The sequence below is a fragment of the Helicobacter cetorum genome, assembly GCF_900198405.1.
GTDB lineage: Bacteria > Campylobacterota > Campylobacteria > Campylobacterales > Helicobacteraceae > Helicobacter > Helicobacter cetorum_C.
The window spans coordinates 22,886-42,619 of the sequence record NZ_FZMR01000016.1; the positions used below are offsets into that span (position 1 = coordinate 22,886).

Annotated in this window: 10 protein-coding genes; 9 read left to right on the top strand and 1 reads right to left on the bottom strand. The window is 34.9% G+C overall.

Annotated features, from left to right (window positions below; translation table 11 throughout):
- Positions 1-558: 558 nt before the first annotated feature.
- The gene (gene tgt / locus C6H25_RS05125; RefSeq protein ID WP_104748383.1) at positions 559-1,674 is read right to left on the bottom strand and encodes a tRNA guanosine(34) transglycosylase Tgt; all 1,116 of its coding nucleotides are present in this window, start codon (positions 1,672-1,674) and stop codon (positions 559-561) included.
- A 56-nt stretch (positions 1,675-1,730) separates the two neighbouring features.
- Between tgt and C6H25_RS05130 the strand changes: the two genes are divergently transcribed.
- The 9 genes from C6H25_RS05130 to C6H25_RS05170 all read left to right on the top strand — a co-directional run bounded on the left by C6H25_RS05130 (position 1,731) and on the right by C6H25_RS05170 (position 19,692).
- Positions 1,731-3,152 carry a COG3400 family protein gene (locus tag C6H25_RS05130; protein WP_104748384.1) on the top strand — a complete coding sequence of 474 codons (1,422 nt, stop codon included), beginning with the start codon at positions 1,731-1,733 and terminating at the stop codon, positions 3,150-3,152.
- Between the two features lie 4 nt (positions 3,153-3,156).
- Positions 3,157-4,188, top strand: coding sequence for a 3-dehydroquinate synthase (gene aroB, locus C6H25_RS05135; protein WP_104748385.1), 1,032 nt, complete (start codon positions 3,157-3,159; stop codon positions 4,186-4,188).
- 86 nt (positions 4,189-4,274) lie between these two features.
- Positions 4,275-5,747: a mechanosensitive ion channel family protein gene (locus C6H25_RS05140; protein ID WP_418904548.1), complete on the top strand. Its 1,473-nt coding sequence runs from the start codon at positions 4,275-4,277 to the stop codon at positions 5,745-5,747.
- Between the two features lies 1 nt (position 5,748).
- Positions 5,749-7,005 carry a tRNA (N(6)-L-threonylcarbamoyladenosine(37)-C(2))-methylthiotransferase MtaB gene (mtaB, locus tag C6H25_RS05145; RefSeq protein WP_104748387.1) on the top strand — a complete coding sequence of 419 codons (1,257 nt, stop codon included), beginning with the start codon at positions 5,749-5,751 and terminating at the stop codon, positions 7,003-7,005.
- The gene (locus C6H25_RS05150) at positions 6,992-8,644 is read left to right on the top strand and encodes an AAA family ATPase (protein ID WP_104748388.1); all 1,653 of its coding nucleotides are present in this window, start codon (positions 6,992-6,994) and stop codon (positions 8,642-8,644) included. The genes mtaB and C6H25_RS05150 overlap by 14 nt, the downstream gene beginning before the upstream one ends.
- Before the next feature lie 2 nt (positions 8,645-8,646).
- Complete coding sequence (bioV, locus tag C6H25_RS05155; RefSeq protein WP_104748389.1) at positions 8,647-9,174, top strand: pimelyl-ACP methyl ester esterase BioV; 528 nt, start codon at positions 8,647-8,649, stop codon at positions 9,172-9,174.
- 3 nt (positions 9,175-9,177) lie between these two features.
- The gene (locus C6H25_RS05160) at positions 9,178-9,648 is read left to right on the top strand and encodes a DUF4149 domain-containing protein (protein WP_104748390.1); all 471 of its coding nucleotides are present in this window, start codon (positions 9,178-9,180) and stop codon (positions 9,646-9,648) included.
- 8 nt (positions 9,649-9,656) lie between these two features.
- Positions 9,657-10,601, top strand: a complete 945-nt coding sequence (locus tag C6H25_RS05165; protein ID WP_104748391.1) for a glycosyltransferase family 25 protein — start codon at positions 9,657-9,659, stop codon at positions 10,599-10,601.
- 106 nt (positions 10,602-10,707) lie between these two features.
- The gene (locus tag C6H25_RS05170; protein ID WP_104748392.1) at positions 10,708-19,692 is read left to right on the top strand and encodes a vacuolating cytotoxin domain-containing protein; all 8,985 of its coding nucleotides are present in this window, start codon (positions 10,708-10,710) and stop codon (positions 19,690-19,692) included.
- Positions 19,693-19,734 lie beyond the last annotated feature (42 nt).

Below are 19,734 nucleotides of genomic sequence, written 5' to 3' on the forward strand. Positions count from 1 at the left end.
TAACAAACTTGAAAACTTATAAAAAATTAAAAGACTTTAAAAGTTTTTGTATTTAATCTAAAAATTACTCTACAGCGATAAACTCTTTTTTTTGATTTTTTGCGAAGTTTTTTAGTTGATTTTTATTTAAATTAGCTCATTTTGTTGTGTGATTAAATAATCTATTAGCGCTTTATAAGAATAGAGCTATCTTAAAATCTTATTCAAGCTACAACTCTATATTTTAAAACCAATCTACTAAGAAATATCTTGAATTATATCTATCTTAAAAATCATTGCAAGAGTATCAATCCATTTTTAAAAAGAAGAGTTTGCTAAAGAAAAGACTAAGAAATAAGAAGATAATCTAAACACCAAAGGCACTTAATACTTTAGTGTAACTATTATACTTAAAGACATTTTATTTAAAATTATTTTATGCTTATAAGAGTTGAATATTAACTTAATTAAATAGGTTAGGTTTTTTTACCCCTTTTCGTAGTAGTAGGATTGAATGAAACCCTTAATAAGAGCTTGCTTGTTAAAGATATTAGGAATTTTAGGGATACTGAGAATAGATTAGAAATTTTGCCTTGAATAATTTTCTAAAAACTCTTTTTTAAAACTCAAAAACCGCTTTTCTAAAATCGCCTTTCTAGCCTCTCTGGTAAGCTCTAAATAAAAATGTAAATTATGCAGGCTTGCTAGACGAGCATAAGTAAGCTCTTTGGCCTTAAATAAATGGTGTAAATAAGCCTTAGAATAACGCTTACAAGTGTAACATGTGCAATTTTCTTCAATGGGGGTATTGTCTGTTTTATATTGAGCATTTTTGATAGAAATTTTGCCAAAGTGTGTAAAGAGTGTGGCATTTCTTGCATTTCTTGTAGGCATCACACAATCAAACATATCCACCCCTAAATTGATAGCATCTAAAATATTTTCAGGTGTGCCTACGCCCATTAAGTAGCGTGGTTTGTCTTTAGGTAGTAGGGGAGCGGTATGAGCGATAGTCTCAACCATTTCGTTAGTGCTTTCACCAACAGCTAAGCCACCTATAGCATAGCCATCAAAATTTTTATGGGTTAATTCCACACTTAGACTTCGCATTTTTAGATTGGTTCCTCCTTGGATAATGGCAAAAAGATTATTATTAGGGCGGTTTTTTTCTTTGTGGTATTCTAGGCTAGTATTTGCCCATTTAGCACTTCTAATAATAGATTCTTCAATGCGTTTTAGGGGTGCTGGCAAGCCCACTAAATCATCTAAAACCATCATAATATCGCTATTTAAGGCGTATTGAATATCTAGGACTTTCGTGGGTGTGAAGTGGTGTTTGCTCCCATCAATATGTGATTTAAAAATGATTCCATCTTCTTGTAATTTGACATTAGAATTTAAGCTAAAGGCTTGAAACCCTCCACTATCAGTTAAAAAACTTCCTTGAAATTGCGTAAAGTTGTGTAAGCCCCCTAAAGTTTCAAGCACTCTTTCACCTGGGCGTAGATACATATGATATGTGTTAGCTAAAATAAGCTTAGCGTTTAAATATTCTTGCATATCATTTGCATCTAAAGATTTGATACAACCTTGTGTGCCTACAGGCATAAAAACAGGGGTTTCTACAATAGAGTGAGCTAAATTTAAAACGCCAGCTCGTGCGTTGTTATCCATAGCTTGGAGTTGAAAATCCATCTTTTAAGCCTTAAATCTTAGATATAATGGCGTAATCATTTTTAGGAAGTTTAGAATTGAAAAAAATCGCCCTTATTTTAGATGGCATTGTAGCAAAAAATTTTTTAGACTTGGTTTTAGCACGCTATTTTAGTAATAATTTGTATATTGTGATTGTTAAAGATAAAAATTTAATTCCTAAAGATTATCCTAGCACTTTTTCCTTTCATTGCTTTGATGCGACTTCAAGTTTTAGGCTTTTGCAAGTGGTTGATAGTGAAGTGAGCGATTTATTTATTGTGATGCCAGATTTGGAGGAACAACGCATTATTTGCGAGATTGCAAAGACGCATTTTAAACGCATGCGTGTGGTGTTAAGCTTAAAAGAAAATGCGCATGACTTGTTTTTAAACCATGATAAAATCATTACGATTGATGAAACAGAAGTTTTAGCGAGTAAGTTTGCCTCTCGCTTGCCTAATATCCCTAGCACGCCCAAAGAATTTGGCTTAGAACAAGGCGAAATTATGGAAATTGGCGTGCCTTTTGGGAGCATTTTTGCTTACAGACATATTGGCTCTATTAGACAGCAAGATTTTCGTATCGTAGGGCTTTATCGTAACAATGAATTTTTACTCTCTTCAGTGTCTATGGTAATACAGCCACGAGATGTTTTGTTGGTGGTGGGTAACCCTGAAGTTTTAAATGGGGTGTATTTTCAAGTCCAAAGCAATGTAGGGCAATTCCCAGCTCCTTTTGGTAAAAGCATTTATTTGTATATTGATATGCGTTTACAATCGCCAAGGGCGATGATGCGTGATGTGTATCAAGCGCTTTTTTTACACAAGCATTTAAAAAGCCATAAGTTGTATATCCAAGTTTTACACCCCACTAGTCCTAAGATTTATCATAAAATTTCTGCGTTAGAAAAAGAGGGCGTGGAGGTAAATTTGGATTTTTATGGGCAGAATTTTGTGCAAAAACTTGCCGAAGATAATAAGAAAAAAATTGGTTTAGTCGTGGTAGGCAAAGAGCTTTTTAGCCCTAGCAAGCACAGAAAAGCCTTGCAAAAAAGCCTTGCTCCAGTGTTTAAAACGAATAAATTGGGGCTTTCTAAAGTCTCTAGGAGCGTGGTGGTTTTAAATGAAAGCTTGCATATTAATGAGGATATGTCATCAGTGATTTTTGATGTGTCTTCGCAACTAGATTTAAGGCTTTTATTGTATGACTTTGACCCTAACAAACGCTATAGAAGTGAAATTGTGGATAGTTATGAAAATCTTTCGCACACCTATAATAGAAAGATTGATATTTTACAAACAGATACGAGAAACCCTATTTTATATCTTAATTCTTTAAAGCATCCGGTGGTGCATTTTCTACCTTTTGAAGAATGTATCACTAAAACACGCTTTTTGTGGTTTCTATCCACTAAAGTGGAGCGTTTGGCATTTTTAAATGATCATAACCCTCAAATTTTTATCCCCATTGTAGAGTGAATGCATGCGAGAAATTTTAATTGATTTAAAAGAAAATAGCTATAAAGTCTTTTTGGGAGTGTTACCTACTATTGAGATGAAACAAAAAGTGCTTGTAGTGAGCGATAGCATTGTTGCAGGATTACATTTACCCTATTTATTAGATCGTTTGAAAGCCTTAGAAGTGCGAGTATGCGTTTTAGAATCTGGAGAAAAGCATAAAAATTTCACTTCATTAGAGCGGATTTTAAAAAATGCCTTTGAAATGCAACTCAACCGCCATTCTTTAATGATAGCTTTAGGTGGGGGTGTTATTAGCGATATGGTGGGCTTTGCTAGTAGCATTTATTTTAGGGGGATTGATTTTATCAGCGTGCCTACCACTCTACTTTCTCAAGTGGATGCGAGTGTGGGGGGGAAAACCGGCATTAATACGCCTTATGGTAAGAATTTAATTGGTTCGTTCCACCAACCTAAAGCGGTTTATATTGATTCGCATTTTTTAAACACCCTTGAAAAAAGGGAATTTCAATCTGGTATAGCTGAAATCATTAAAATGGCGGTGTGTTTTGATAAAAATTTAGTTTGTTTTTTAGAAAAAAATAGTATAAACTCTCATATTATGGAAGTTATTTTTCAAAGCATAAAGATTAAGGCTCAAGTGGTTATGCAAGATGAAAAAGAGCAAAATATTAGAGCAGGGCTTAATTATGGGCATACTTTTGGGCATGCGATAGAAAAAGAAAGTAATTATGAGAAGTTTTTACATGGTGAGGCTGTAGCGATTGGCATGTGCATGGCGAATGATTTAGCCCTTTATTTAGACATGCTTACTTTTAAAGAGCATGAACGCCTAGAAAATTTATTAAAAAAATTTCATTTAGATTTGGATTATAAGATTGTTGATGTAGAAAAATTTTATCAACGCTTTTTTATGGATAAGAAAAGCGAAAACGATACGCTTAAATTTGTTCTACCTAAGGACATTGGGGCGTTTGAGATTGTCTCTAATATTCCCAAAGAAACGATTATAAAGGTCTTAGATAAATGGCATTAAAGATTGTTTTTAGTCTCATTGTTATCTTAAGTGTTCTAGTGCATGCAGACAATAAGGCTAATACTATAAAGGCTTTAGAAAATAAAATGAAGTCTATAGATAAAAAACTAGAATCTAATGACAATGTATGGCTGAAAAAATTTGAGAATTATAAAATTTATAGTCAAATTTATACTGAAAAAGAAAGCGTGCAACAAGAATTAAAACGCCTCAAATCTAAAAAAAACAAGGACATGCTTAAAATCAACACTTTAGAGCATACTTTCAAAGCACTAGAATCCCAACAAAAAATGCTTGAGAGCTATAGGGTAAATCCGTTTAAGGACTTGATAGAACGCCCTCAAATCCCTAATATTCCTAGTATCAGTAATCCTATTGCTATTATTGATGGCATTTCTTTTATTAAAGGGCTTCGCACAAGGCGTGCAAGCCTTAAAAACAATCAACTTTCTTTAGAAGATGTTTTGAAGTATTTAAACGCTAAATACACGCTTTTAAGCCAACTCCATGAATTAGAACCAAGTAAAAAACTTAGCAATGAAATTTATCAAACCCAAGCCAAACGCCTAGAATTGCAAGGAGCGCAAAACATTCTAAAAACCACGATTGATATTTTTCAAAAAGATAGCGATGAGGCGATTGCATTAGTCAAATCTCAAATTAAAGACCAGCTTTTTAAGTTCGCTTATGTGCTTTTAATCGCCCTTTTAAGCGTGGTGTTAGCATGGATTTTAAAAATCATCTCTAGCAAATACATTGAAAATAACGAGAGGGTTTATACTGTTAATAAAGCCATTAACTTTATCAATGCTAATGTGGTGTTGTTGATTTTTTTGCTCTCGTATTTAGAGAATGTTACTTACTTAGTAACCGTGCTAGGCTTTGCGAGCGCGGGTTTAGCCATTGCTATGAAAGATTTATTTATGAGTATTTTGGGGTGGTTTATTATTTTGATTGGAGGGAGCGTGCATGTGGGCGATAGGGTGCGCGTATCAAAAGATAATACGACTTTTATTGGCGATGTTTTGGATATTTCTATGTTGCATATTACGATTTTAGAAGATGTAACCTTAACCACTTACATGGATAATAGAAGAGCAGGGCGCATTATCTTTGTGCCTAATAATTATATTTTTACTACCATGTTTGCTAATTACAGCCATTTTGGCATGAAAACGGTGTGGGACGGAATAGATTTTTGCGTTACCTTTGATTCTAATTTCAAAAAGGCCTCTAAAATCGCCTTAAGCATTGCAACAGAGCTATCCAAAGAATATACCGATATTACCTACAGACAGCTTAATAGAATGCGTGATAAATATTCTTTAAGGAGTGTGAGCGTTAAACCACGATGTTTTTTGATGCCTGAAAGTAATGGCGTAAAAATTACGGTATGGTATCAAACCAATTCGTATGCGACCATGTCTTTAAGAAGTAGGATTAGTGCTGAAATCATTGAAAACTTTTTAAAAGAAGAAGACATTCATATCGCTTATACCACTACTAAGTTGCTTAAAGTAGATACTTATGGCGATGGCTTTGGGGATAAAAGGGGATAAAATGAAAAAAGTCTATTTTAAAACTTTTGGGTGTAGGACTAATCTTTTTGATACGCAAGTGATGTTGGAAAATTTAAAGGATTTTAGCGTAACTTTAGAAGAAAGTTTAGCCGATGTCATTGTGATTAATTCTTGCACCGTTACTAATGGAGCTGATAGTTCTGTAAGAAGTTATGCCAAAAAAATGGCACGATTGAATAAGGAAGTTTTATTTACCGGCTGTGGGGTGAAAACTCAAGGCAAAGAGCTTTTTGAAAAAGGGGTTTTAAAGGGCGTTTTTGGGCATGATAATAAAGAAAAAATTAACACACTCTTGCAAGAAAAAAAGCGTTTTTTTATAGATGATGATTTAGAAAACAAGCATTTAGATTCTACTATGGTGAGCGAATTTGTAGGAAAAACTAGAGCGTTTATTAAGATTCAAGAAGGCTGCGATTTTGATTGTAATTATTGTATCATTCCTAGCGTAAGGGGAAGAGCAAGAAGTTTTGAAGAGAGAAAAATATTAGAGCAAGTGAGCCTTTTATGTGCCAAAGGCGTTCAAGAAGTGGTCTTAACAGGCACAAATGTGGGGAGCTATGGGAAAGATAGAGAAAGCAATATTGCAAGACTCATTAAAAAATTAAGTCAACTTAATGGACTAAAACGCATTAGAGTAGGGAGCCTAGAACCTAATCAAATTACAGATGAGTTTTTAGAGCTTTTAGAAGAAGATTTTTTAGAAAAGCATTTGCATATTGCCTTACAACATAGCCATGACATTATGCTAGAAAGAATGAATAGAAGAAATCGTGCAAAAAGCGATAGGGAATTATTAGAAAAAATCGCTTCAAAAAATTTTGCAATCGGCACGGATTTTATTGTAGGACACCCGGGTGAAACCCAAAAGGTTTGGGAAATAGCGTTTAAAAACCTAGAGAGCTTACCCTTAACGCATATCCACCCTTTTATCTATAGCAAACGCAAAAGTACTCCATCAAGCTTAATGACTGATAGCGTGAATTTAGAAGATTCTAAAAAGCGTTTGAATATGGTTAAAGACTTAATTAATCATAAAAATAAAGTTTTTAGAGAATTACAACTCAAGCTTAACACCCCTTTAAAAATCTTAGTTGAGTCTCAAAAAGACAGCACTTTTAAAGCCCTAGATCAGTTTTTTAACCCTATTAAAATCAAAAGCAACAAGCCTTTAAAGGCAAGCTTTTTAGAAATTAGGGAGTATCAAATAGGGGAGAGAGAAAATCATGCAAACTTCTAAGAATTTAGAAAAATTAATCACCCCTTTTAAACGCATTAAAAACCGCTCGCTTGTTTTTGCACTAGGTTTTTTAATCCTTACTTTTTGTTTACTCCTTTTTTTGGTGTTAAGTGATTCTTCTAGGCTCTTGTCTAGCAAAGATTTTTTTTATATTATTCAGTCTAATCCTAAGCAAATTTTATTAGAAGATGAAAATTATTTTTATGCTAACAAGGGTCTTTATAAAACTAATAAGCAAGCTCTTTTAAGAGTTTATAAAATTCCAGAAAATATGCCTATAGAAAAACAAGAAAATTTAAGCAAGGCTTCTAAGATGATTTTAGCGTTGCTTTTTTTTGTTTCTAGCATGCTTTTTGGAATCTTTTGGCGGCTACCTAAACGATTAAATGTTAAAACGAGCTTAGAAAGCGTCTCTAAAAATGAATTAGAAAATTCATTCCAGCGTTATGAAACTTTAGGGGTGCGTTTTGAAGATATTGCTGGGGTGAGTGAGGTTAAAGAAGAATTATTAGAAGTAATAGATTATTTAAAAGAGCCTAAGAAATACCGAGATTTAGGGATTTTTTTGCCTAAGGGTGTGCTATTAGTAGGACCCCCTGGGGTGGGAAAAACCATGATTGCAAAAGCTTTAGCGAGCGAGGCTAAGGTGCCATTTTTTTATGAAAGCGGGAGCGCGTTTTCACAAATTTATGTGGGTGCTGGGGCTAAAAAAGTGCATGAACTTTTTATGCATGCTAAAAAGCATGCCCCTTCTATTATTTTTATTGATGAAATTGATGCCTTAGGTAAGGCTAGGGGAGGGCATAGAAGCGATGAAAGAGAAGCAACGCTTAATCAGCTTTTAACAGAAATGGATGGGTTTTTACAAAACGCTGAAGTGGTTGTTATAGGAGCGACTAATCAAATGGAAGTGATGGATGAAGCGTTATTAAGAAGCGGGCGATTTGACAGACGCATTTTGATTTCTTTACCTGATTTAATGGAGAGACAAAGCATCTTAGAAAAGCTTTTAGAAAACAAAAAGCACACGCTAGATTATGCTAAAATCGCTAAAATTTGCGTGGGTTTTAGTGGGGCTATGCTAGCGACTTTGATTAATGAAAGCGCCTTAAACGCCCTGAAACACAAACGAGTAGAAATCACTCATAGCGATATTTTAGAAGTTAAAGATAAAATCGCTTATGGCAAGAAAAAGCCACAAACCTTAGATGAAAATCAAAAGGAATTAGTGGCTTTGTATCAAAGTGCGAAAGCCTTAAGTGCGTATTGGCTAGAAATTGAATTTGATAAAGCCCCCTTGTTAGGGGAATTTATCTCTTTTAATGAAAATAAAATCCACAGCGAAAGTGAGATTAAAAGCTACATTAAAGTCTATTTGAGTGGGACAATTATTTTAGAGTTGCTCTATAAGGAGCGTTATAGTCTGTCTAAACAAGATTTGCAAAAAGCAAGGTTTTTAAATGAATTTATGATTAGTGAGCTAGTCTTAGCCCCTACAAAAGAGTTTTTAAGCACTCTTTATGAAGAGCAAGTAGAATTTTTAAAGCCACAAGTGGCTACTTGTAAGCAACTGAGTGTTTTATTGTTAGAGCAAGAATATTTAGAACATGCAAATCTTTATGATTTGCTTAATGGGTGAAAATGCGTTTTTTTAGTGGTTTTGGGTTTCAAAATGAAAGCGTTTTATTTCAAGATTGGCTTTTAAAAGGGGCTTATGATGTGGCAGGCTTTTCTATGGGGGCTATTAATGCTATAGAATATGCATTTAATGAAGTGTTGCAAAAACGGCGTATTAACTCCTTGTTATTGTTTTCGCCCTGTATGTTAAGTCATAAAAGTTTAGCCTTTAAACGCCTGCAACTTTTTCTTTTTCAAAAAGATAAAAGAAGCTACATGGATAACTTTTATAAAGAAGTGGGTTTGAATGCAGGGTTAGAAAATATTAAGCAAGAGAGTTCTCTAAAAGAATTAGAATTTTTATTAAATTACAAGTATAGTAGTTATACAATCAAGTTTTTATTAGAAAAGGGCGTAAATATTGAAGTATTTATCGGTTTAAAAGACAATATTACTGACACTCAAGCTCTCTTGGAGTTTTTTGTTCCTTTAGTGAAAGTGTGGCAGTTTAAGGACTATAATCATTTGTTGCAAAAATCTAAAAAAGGGTGAAAAATGAAAAAAATTTGTTTAGGGGTGTATTTGCTTATTTTAGGCATTCTGTGTGGATCTTTGATAATTTTAGGAGCAATAGTCGCTCCTGTAGTGTTTAAGGCGTCGGCTATTTTGCCAGAACTTCCTATGAGTGCTTTTGAGAGTGGAAAGCTTATGGCACAGATTTTCACTCGCTTTAACAAATTCTTAGAGTTTGTGGCTGTAATGGTATTGGCATACGAAATCATATCTTTTATATGGGGTAGGAGATTTTGGGTGCATTTAGTGCTTGGGCTAACTATTGGAGGTTTATCTTTGTTGTTTGTGTTTTATTACACACCTTATATTTTACATGCCCAACAGCTAGGTGAAGTTGCCATTAGGAGTGCGGAATTTACCCGCATGCATTCGCAGAGTGAGTGGCTTTTTAAGGAATTGTTTATTTTGATTTGTGTTTTGTTTTTTGGGCGTTTGTGGAGCAGAAATTATTAAGGTTTTTAATGGAAATTAGAATTATTTCACTTAAAGATAGCTCTAGGTATGAAAGCATGCAAAAATTATGTAAAAACCCTCCGCATAATCTAGCTAAAGATTTTCAATTCAGTATTTTTGATGCTATTAGCCCTAGTTCACCCCATTTTGAGGGTTTGAGAGCCAAACATTATGATAAAAACCGCTTAAAAGAGAGCGATTGGGTGTATTGCAAAAGAGGGGCTGAGCTAGAGCCTAATGAGCTTGGGTGCTATATGAGCCATTTTTTATTGTGGCAAGAATGCGTGAGTAAAAATACCCCCATAGTCATTTGCGAAGATGATATTGAATTAAAAGAGAATTTCAAAGAGGCTGTAATGAAATGTTTAAAAAGTCCCTTTGATTTGGTGCGTTTACATGCGGAGTATTGGGGCTATAGGGGAGGGACTTTTCAAAAGGTTTTACCAAGAATTGAAAATGAACCCCTTTATATGACTTCTAAAGAGAATTTGAGCATGGCTAGTCGTTTCAAGCGGTTTTTGAGAAAAGATTGTTTTAAGCTTTATCAAATCTTAAGGCGTTGCTACTATCCTTTAAGTATGTTTGAAAAAGAGTCGTTTTTAGACGAACATTTTTACATGAGCAGTTTGTATCTTAATTCTTGTGCTTGTTATTATTTAACCCCAAATGGGGCGAAAATTTTGATTGAAAAAAGCCGTTATTTTACCGAGCCATCAGACATTTTTTTATCTAATAGCCCTAAGCATAAACTCCCTAATATTGTTTATATGCCCTTGTGTGTAAAATTTGGTGAGGCAAGCTTGCAAACGACTATTTGCTTGCCTAAGCATTTTAAAAAAGTCTTTCCTTATACGCCCAAGCGTTTGATAATGCCACTAATCAATCTTGTGCATCGCTTAAGGGCTTATCATTGCTTTAAAAGTGCTTTTGAGAAACATAGAAAACATAAATAACTTTAGAGAAATAGAAACGCTCTTAATTTATCAAAGTTGGCAGACTTTTTGCTACAATGACCCAATTTAATACGAAAGAATGGTTTGAGTGGGATAAAATAGCCTTATGAAAAAAGATAGTCTTAAAAAATTTCGGCACAAGCAAAAGAATAAAAGGTTGCTAACCAATCGTGAAACTATTGCCCCAAGTTTAATCAAGCGTTCTTTATGGCTTGCACCCTTATTGTTGAGTGGGTTTGTGAAGGGTTTGCATGCAGATGAGAACTTGTGGAATGAGCTTAATTCTAAGATTGGGAGTGTATATACGCATTGGGTTAAGGGTCGTGAGTATTGTGCATGGTGGGAATTTGCGGGGTGTGCACGCACTATTTGGGGAGCTGGACATCAAGGGTATGATGTTGGTAATGTTGCACATTATTGGACTTCACAAGATTACAAACCAATTTCAATAGGCAATAATGAAAATGGTATTTTTACTCTTAATAATTTAGTTAATTATGCCGGAGGCAATCTTACCATTAATTTGAGTGGCAGTGCCACTCTAAAACTAAGTGGCACAAATAGTTTTACTTCTTATCAAGGCTCTAGCTATGGTGATGGAAAAGATGATGTCAGCTTTAATGTTGGCACATTAGATTTGAGTGGCATGCTAGAAGTAGGCAATCGCATTGGGACAGGAGCTGGCACGCATACCGGCACTGCTACTTTAAATCTAAACGCTAATGAAGTGAATATTAATTCTAATATCAGTGCGTATAAAACTTCGCAAGTCAATATTGGTAATACTAACAGCACCATTACAATCGGTTCAATTTCTTTAAATGGCAATGTGTGTAGCTCTTCGGTGAATTGGGGTGTGGGAGCGAATTGCTCTAGCACAGGACCCACTTACACATTCAAAGGAACTAGCACTTCTACAAACACGACTTTTAGCAATGAGAGCGGTAGCTTTACTTTTGATAATAACGCTAATTTTAGTGGGGCGAAATTTAATGGAGGCACTTACACTTTTAAGCAAAGTTTTAGTGCCACTAATAACACAAATTTTAATAATGGTAGCTTCACTTTTGAAGGCATAAGCTCGTTTGAGAATGCGAATTTTGGCAATCTTCAATACAATTTTCACAATCAAGCCACTTTTCAAAACAGCACCTTTAATGGGGGAACTTTTACTTTCAATAAGACAGATACTCAACACCCACAAATTTTGTTTGAAAACAGCTCATTTAGTAACACTAATAGCCCTATCAATATTCAAGGTGGCGTTACTTTTAAAAATAGTTTTAACAACCAAAACCATAATTTAACCATTCAAAACGCTCGCTTTGAAAACGCTTCGTTTAATAATAGCGGTAAGCTTATGATAGAAAATAATGCTACCTTTAATAACACTTCGTTTAACACCTCTATCAATTCTCAAAACACCGATATTAAAGGGAGTGTAACTCTTAGTGGTAAAAATGAATTGAAAAATAATGCGACCCTTGATTTTGGAAACGCACAAATTACTCTCAATCAAGGGGTAAGCTTTAATATTGCTAATTTAGGGAGTGGAAAAACTACAATCTTAAGATCTAGTAAAGACATTAATTATAACAGCCTTTTAAGCCATCTTCTCAATAGCTATACAGACGCTTTAAAAGAAACTAGCGGCTCTCAAAATACAAAAACTTCCACACAAGGCTATGCCAAAGGCTTATGGGATATTATCACTTATGATAACACGCAAGGGCATATCACAAAAGTTACCAAAGATAGCACAGATAGTGCCAATAATGGCTTAGGAACCTATCAAGTCGCCTATAAGGTTGGGAATAAGATTTATGGGCTAGAAGAAACTTTTGGTAAAAACTCTATTACTATTCAAGCCATAACAAGTGGCGAGTATACACCACCTCCTGTGGTTAATGGTTCTAAATTTGATTTAGCCAATTCAACTTACATTAACTCCGACATGTCTTGGTATGACCATAAATTTTACATGCCCAAATCTCAAAATTTTACAGAGAGTGGCACTTACTACTTGCCTAGCATTCAAATTTGGGGGAGTTATAATAATACATTCAAACAGACTTTTAGTGCAAGTGATAGTAATTTAGTCATTGGTGCTAATTCAACTTGGAGTGGGAATAATATTAATTCTAGTGATACGGTGTCTTTTGGAGATATTTCAGGGAGCGTTCTTAATGGGCATTGTGGACCTTGGCCTTATTACCAATGCACCGGCACAACCACTGGCACTTATAGCGCTCATAATGTCTACATCACAGCTAATTTACAATCAGGCAATCGTATAGGCACCGGTGGGGCAGCTAATCTTACTTTTAATGGAATTGATAATATCAAAATTTCTAACGCTAAGATTACGCAAAATAATGCCGGTATTTATTCAAGCTCTATGACTTTTTCTACTGATAATATGGATAGTGATGGCAATATTCAACAGAGCTTAAATAATAATGGTAAGCTTTCTGTTTATGGCACAACTTTCACTAACCATGCTAAAGATGGAACATTCACTTTTAATGCCGGACAAGCTACATTCCAAAACACTAATTTTAATGGAGGGACTTACAATTTTCAAGGTAATAACCTAGACTTTGAAAATGGTAATCAGTTTAATAGTGGAACATTCAATATCGGTGCTAATAACACCACTTTTAATAACGCTAATTTTAATAAAGACACTTCTTTTAACTTTGATAATTCTAGTGCGAAAACGACCTTTAAAGGAAACTTTACTAACACTAATCAAAACATTCAAATTGCCGGTAATGCTGTCTTTACTAATGCTACAACTAATGATAGCTCTAACACTGAAACACAAAATAGCACACAAGCGACCTTTAATAATACCGGTAAGATTACCATAGGTGGGAATGCAAGTTTTAATAATGTTGCTTTTGATAGCCCTACTAATGTAAGCGTGAAAGGAGATGTTGCTCTTAATAATATCACTTTAAAGAATTTAGATAATCCTCTATCCTTTGGTGAAGGCATTATTACTTTTAGTGGGGATACAAAGATTAATATTGCCCAAGCGATTACTAATGGCAATCCTATTACGATTGTTAGTTCTACTAAAGCGATTAATTATGACACTAAAGATTGGGCTAAAGATTTATGGAAAATCATCAATTATCAAGGGGCAAGCAGTGAAAAGGTAGTTTCTAATTCTAGCTTAAATAATGGCTTAGGGGTTTATGATGTTACCTATACTATCGGTGATGAAACCTACCAAATGCAAGAGACTTTTTCACAAAATAGTATTTCTATTAAGCGTTTGGGCGTTCCTATGCAATATACTAGCGTGAATATGGAAGACCCCTCTAATTTATACTATAAAGATATTTTAGGTTTTCAAACTTACATTCCTAAGAGCTATAATAATAATTTAGCAAGCAATCAAAACAATGTCATTTATTACTATCAAGATACCATTGATTTCTATGCCTCTAGTGCGGAGTCGTTTTCTCAAAAATTTATAGGGCAAAATACCGCCATTGTTTTTGGGGCTAAAGAACTATGGACGAACGCAAGCGACGCACCTGAATCTAACACGATTATTTCTTTTGGGGATAATAAAGGGGCAGGGAGCAATAGTGCTGATGGGCATTGTTGGGGAGCTCAATGTATAGGCTTTATCACAGCACATTATGAGGCTCAAAAAATCTATATTACAGGCACTATTGAAAGCGGGAATCGTGTAACTAGTGGTGGGGGAGCCAACCTTAATTTTAATGGTTTGCAAGGCATTGTTTTAACGAATGCAACCTTAAATAATCGTGCGGCTGGAACGGGAATTTTAGGTGTTTCACAGATGAATTTTTCTAGCAATGCCGATATTCAAGCTCAAAATTCGCATTTCATAGATAATACCGCGCAAAATGGCGGGACACCTAATTTTAGTTTCAATGCTCTTAATATGGATTTTTCTAACAGCTCCTTTAGGGGCTATGTGGGAGATACACAATCTATTTTTAAATTCAGTGCCATTGACACAATTAATTTTACTGACAGCACGAATTTAAGCTCAGGTTTGTATCAAATTCAAGCTAAGAATGTGGCATTTAATAATTCTAATTTGAGTTTAAGCGTTAATGCGAATAAGGGGGAAAGCACCATAAAAGCTAATCAAATTAGTTTTAATCAAAATGCCTCTATTGATGCAAGTAATAATGCCAAGCTTAATCTTAATGGGAATTTGAGCATGAGCGATACAAGCTCCTTAAATCTCAATCAAAAGAGCGTTGTTGATATAAGTGGTAGTGCAATACTTAATGATAAGGCGAGCTTGATTTTGGATAATGGCTCTCAAATTCACTTTAATGGGACAACCAATTTTGATTCAGCTAATATCAATGTTAATTTGAATGACAACTCTTCTATCGTGTTTAAGGGAACGACTTCTTTAGGGGGTCAGTTTAATTTCAGTAACAACTCTTCTTTAACCTTTCAAGGCTCTAGCACTATTGCTAATAACACGGCGTTTAATTTCTATGATAAAGCGTTCTCCAACTCTCAAAGCCCCATTTCGTTTAAGCAAGCCCTTAATGTCAATGCAAGGCTAACTTTAGGGGGTAATCTCTTAAGTGCTAATAATAGTCAGAGCGTGCTAAGTTTAGGAAATAATGATTTTACTTTCAATAATCAAGGGAGTTTGAATATCGCTAATATTGATTTATTGAGTAATCTTAGCGATAATAAAAATCGTGTTTATAATATTCTTCAAGCTAATATGAGCAATGATAATAACTGGTATGAGCATATCAATTTCTTTGGTATGGATATTGCTAGTGGGGTTTATGATTTAAAAACACAGAGTTATAGCTTTACTAATCCGCTTAATAGCTCGTTGAAAATCACAGAGAGCTTAAAGAATGGTCAATTAAGTATCACGCTTTCTCAAATTCTAGGTGTAAAAAACACACTTTATAACATCGCTCCTGAAATCTTTAACTACAAAAAAACCTATGCTAATACAAATGGTGTGTATTCTTATAGTGATAACGCACAAGGCACTTTTTATCTAACGAGCAATGTTAAGGGCTATTACCACCCTAATTCTACTTATCAGGCTAGTGGCAATGATAACACCACTAAAAACAACGATATTAGCTCTAATACACAAGGCTCTGTTATTCCAACTACCTATAACGCTCAAGGTAATCCTATTAATGCGTTACATATTTACAACAAGGGCTATGATTTAAAAAATCTTAAAGATTTAGGGCAAATGGCACTTGGCTTATACCCTAAAATAAAAGAAATTTTAGGGGGCAATCTTTCGCTTTCAAGTCTTAGTCATTTAGACAATAATGCTTTAAACCAGCTTGAAAAATTGATTACCCCAGATGATTGGAAAAATATCAATCAGTTTATCAATAACGCTGATAATTCTATCGTTCAGAATTTCAATAACGGCTCCTTAGTGATTGGAGCGACCAAAGTAGGGCAAACGAATACTAATAGTGCTATTTGGTTTGGGGGGCAAGGCTATGAAAAGCCTTGTAATAATACAGATATAGTTTGTCAAAAATTTAGAAACACTTATTTAGGACAGCTTTTAGAATCTAGCTCGCCAAGTTTAGGCTATATTAACACGACTTTTAATGCGAAAGAAATTTATCTTACCGGCACTTTAGGGAGTGGGAATGCGTGGGGGACTGGGGGGAGTGCGAGCGTAACTTTTAATAGTGCGACTTCACTAAGTCTCAATGGGGCTAATATTGTAAGTTCTCAAACGGATAGTATTTTTAGCATGCTAGGTCAAGATGGCATTAATAAAATCTTTAATCAAGCCGGACTTGCTGATATTTTAGGCGAAGTGGCTAAGCAGTCTATGACAAAGGCTGGGGGCTTAGGAAGTTTAATCGCTGATATGTTAGGGAGCAATAGCGTTATTGGCAAAACGCTCACTGATAAACAAAAAAATGAAAGTTTAGACCAGCTTTTAGGCACACAAAATTTTAATAATCTAATGAATAGTAGCGGTTTAAATACGGCTATTAAGGATTTAATCCGACAAAAATTAGGCTTTTGGACAGGTTTAGTAGGGGGCTTAGTAGGACTTGGGGGACTAGATTTGCAAAACCCCGAAAAAATGATAGGGAGCATGTCTATCAATGATTTACTAGGCAAGCAAGATATTCTTAATAAAATCACCGGTTATATTTCAGCCAATGATATAGGGCAAGTGATGAATGTCATTCTTAAAGATATTGTTAATCCTAGCAACGCCTTAAAAGACAATGTTACAACTCTAGGCAAGGAAATGATAGAGAAGTTTTTGGGGCAAAATACCCTTAACTCTATAGAAGACTTATTGCAAAACCAGCAAATTAAAAGCGTGCTAGATAAAATCCTTAGTGCTAAGGGCTTAGGTCCCATCTATAAGGAAGGCTTAGGAAAATTAATGCCAAATCTAGGCGATAAAGGACTTCTTGCCCCTTATGGGTTAAGTCAAGTGTGGCAAAAAGGGGATTTCAATTTCAACGCTAAGGGCGTGGTTTTTGTGCAAAACTCTCATTTTTCTAATGCGAATGGAGGGACACTAAGCTTTAATGCAGGGGACTTATTGATTTTTTCCGGAAACAATAGCATTAATTTTAGCAAGCATACCGGCACGCTTAATTTGCTCTCTAATCAAGTTTCTAATATTGATATTACTAGCTTGAATGCGAGCAATGGGCTTAACATTAACGCTACAAATAACAATGTATCCGTATCTAAAGGCGATATTTATGTGAATGCAAGCTGTGTGAGTGAAACTCCAACAAGCCCTGCTACTTCAAATACATCTAGTCCTACAAATTCTTGTGAGCCTATTACCACAACCAATTCTAATAAGAATACTCAAAGCACTTCTTCAAGCACATATTCAAACAGAAACGCCCAAATTGTTTTAAATAACAATAATGAGAGCTTGAGCGTTACAGCTAATAATTTTAATTTTTTAGGCAATATTTATGCCAATGGAATTGTCAATCTCTCAAGCGTTCAAGGTTTTTCAAACATCAAAAATTTATACCTTTATAACAACGCTCAGTTTCAAGCTAACAATCTCATTGTTTCTAAGCAAGCCACTTTAGATAAAAACGCAAGCTTTATTACCAATAATCTCATTATTCAAGGCACATTCAATAACAATACTTCACATAGCATAAAAATTAATAAAGATTTGAATATCACTCAAAATGGCTCTCTAAGCACCGGTGTTTATGGTGTAGAGGTAGGGGAGAGTTTGAATAATTTTGGGACAATGAATTTTAATTTGAATGCAGATTCTACCACTACAGCACCTAAAGCTACTGCCACCACACCCAAGACATCTACCACAGCCTTAGCTATCCAAGAGAATTTTGCTACCCCCTTAGCATCTGAGCCTCTCATTCAAGTAGGGGGTGTTGCTAATCTCAATATGACTAATACGCCTTTTATGAAAATTTCAAGCGATTTTATGAATGATAATACCTACACGCTATTAAAAAGCAGTCGCTATATCAATTATAATATTGATCCAAACAGCTTGCAATCGTATTTGAAACTCTATACTTTAATTGATATTAACGGACATCATATTAAAGATGATAATGGCGTTCTAACTTATTTGGGTCAGCGAGTGAAACTGCAAGATAAGGGGCTATTATTGAGTGTCAATATAGACACCACTTCTCAAAACACTTCTAATGCTACTGATAAAAATGATAATTCAAGCCAAGTAGCTACAACACAAAGCGTAAAAACGCCCACGCCAAGCACTCCAACCAATAAAGTTTTAAGCCTTTCTATCTTATATAACCAAATTAAAATGTCCTATGGGAATAAGGTCATGGCGTTTAATGCCCCTACTTTGCAAGATTACATTGTGGGTATTCAAGGTAAAAACGCACTAGAAAAGATTGAAACCATAGGAGGGAGTAGCGTGATGAGTTGGCTCTCAAAATTAATGATAGATACGAAAGCCAACCCTCTTTTTGCACCGATTTATTTAGAAAAGCATAGCTTGAATGAACTTTTGAATGTGGCTAAAGACCTTAAAAACACTATGGGTTTAATCTCTAATCCTAATTTTAGAAATAATGCCACAAGGCTCTTAGAAATCGCAAGCTATACCCAACAAACAAGCCGTTTAACTAAGCTCTCTAATTTTAGAGCCGAGAATGAGTCCAATTTTCATGAGCGTTTGTTAGAGCTTAAAAACAAACGCTTTAGTGAGGCTAACCCTAACGCATTAGATTTCATTCTCAAATACACTCAGCGAGATAAGTTTAAAAACAATGTCTGGGTGCAAGGCGTAGGGGGAGCAAGCTTTGTGGCTGGAGGCACAGGCACGCTTTATGGATTGAATGTAGGCTATGATAGATTTATTAAAAATGTGATTGTAGGGGGGTATGTGGCTTATGGGTATAGCGGGTTTAATGGGCGTATTATGAATTCTGGCTCTAATAATGTGAATGTAGGAATGTATACAAGAGCCTTTGTCAAAAAGAGTGAAATCACTTTTAGTGCGAGTGAGACATGGGGAGGGAATAAAACGACTATTAGTTCTAATAACTCCTTATTGTCTGCTATTAACCAACGCTATAACTATAACACTTGGACAACAAGTTTGAATGGGAATTATGGCTATGATTTTATCTTTAGGCATAAGAGCGTGGTGCTAAAGCCTCAAGTGGGCTTGAGCTATTATTACATGGGATTAAGTAGTATGAAAGGCAAGATGAATGACCCATTTTATCAGTCATTCGCTACTAACGCTAACCCTTCTAATAAATCTGTTTTGATGGTTAATGTAGGTGTTGAAAGCCGTCAATATTTTGGTAAAAATTCCTATTATTTTGTAACAGCTAAGTTAGGGAAAGATATTTTTGTTAACTCTTCTGGGGATAGAATGGTGCGTTTTATGGGTGAAGACACTTTGTTGTATCGTAAAGGTGGGGCTTATAACACTTTTGCAAGTGTCGTAACAGGGGGTGAAATGCGTTTGTGGCATGCCATTTATGTGAATGCGGGTATTGGAGCTAGGTTTGGCTTGCAATACCAAGATATTAATTTAACCGGAAATGTAGGTATGAGGGTGGTGTTTTAACTTTTTTGTTATAATGCCAAATCTTTTAAATACTATATTAGG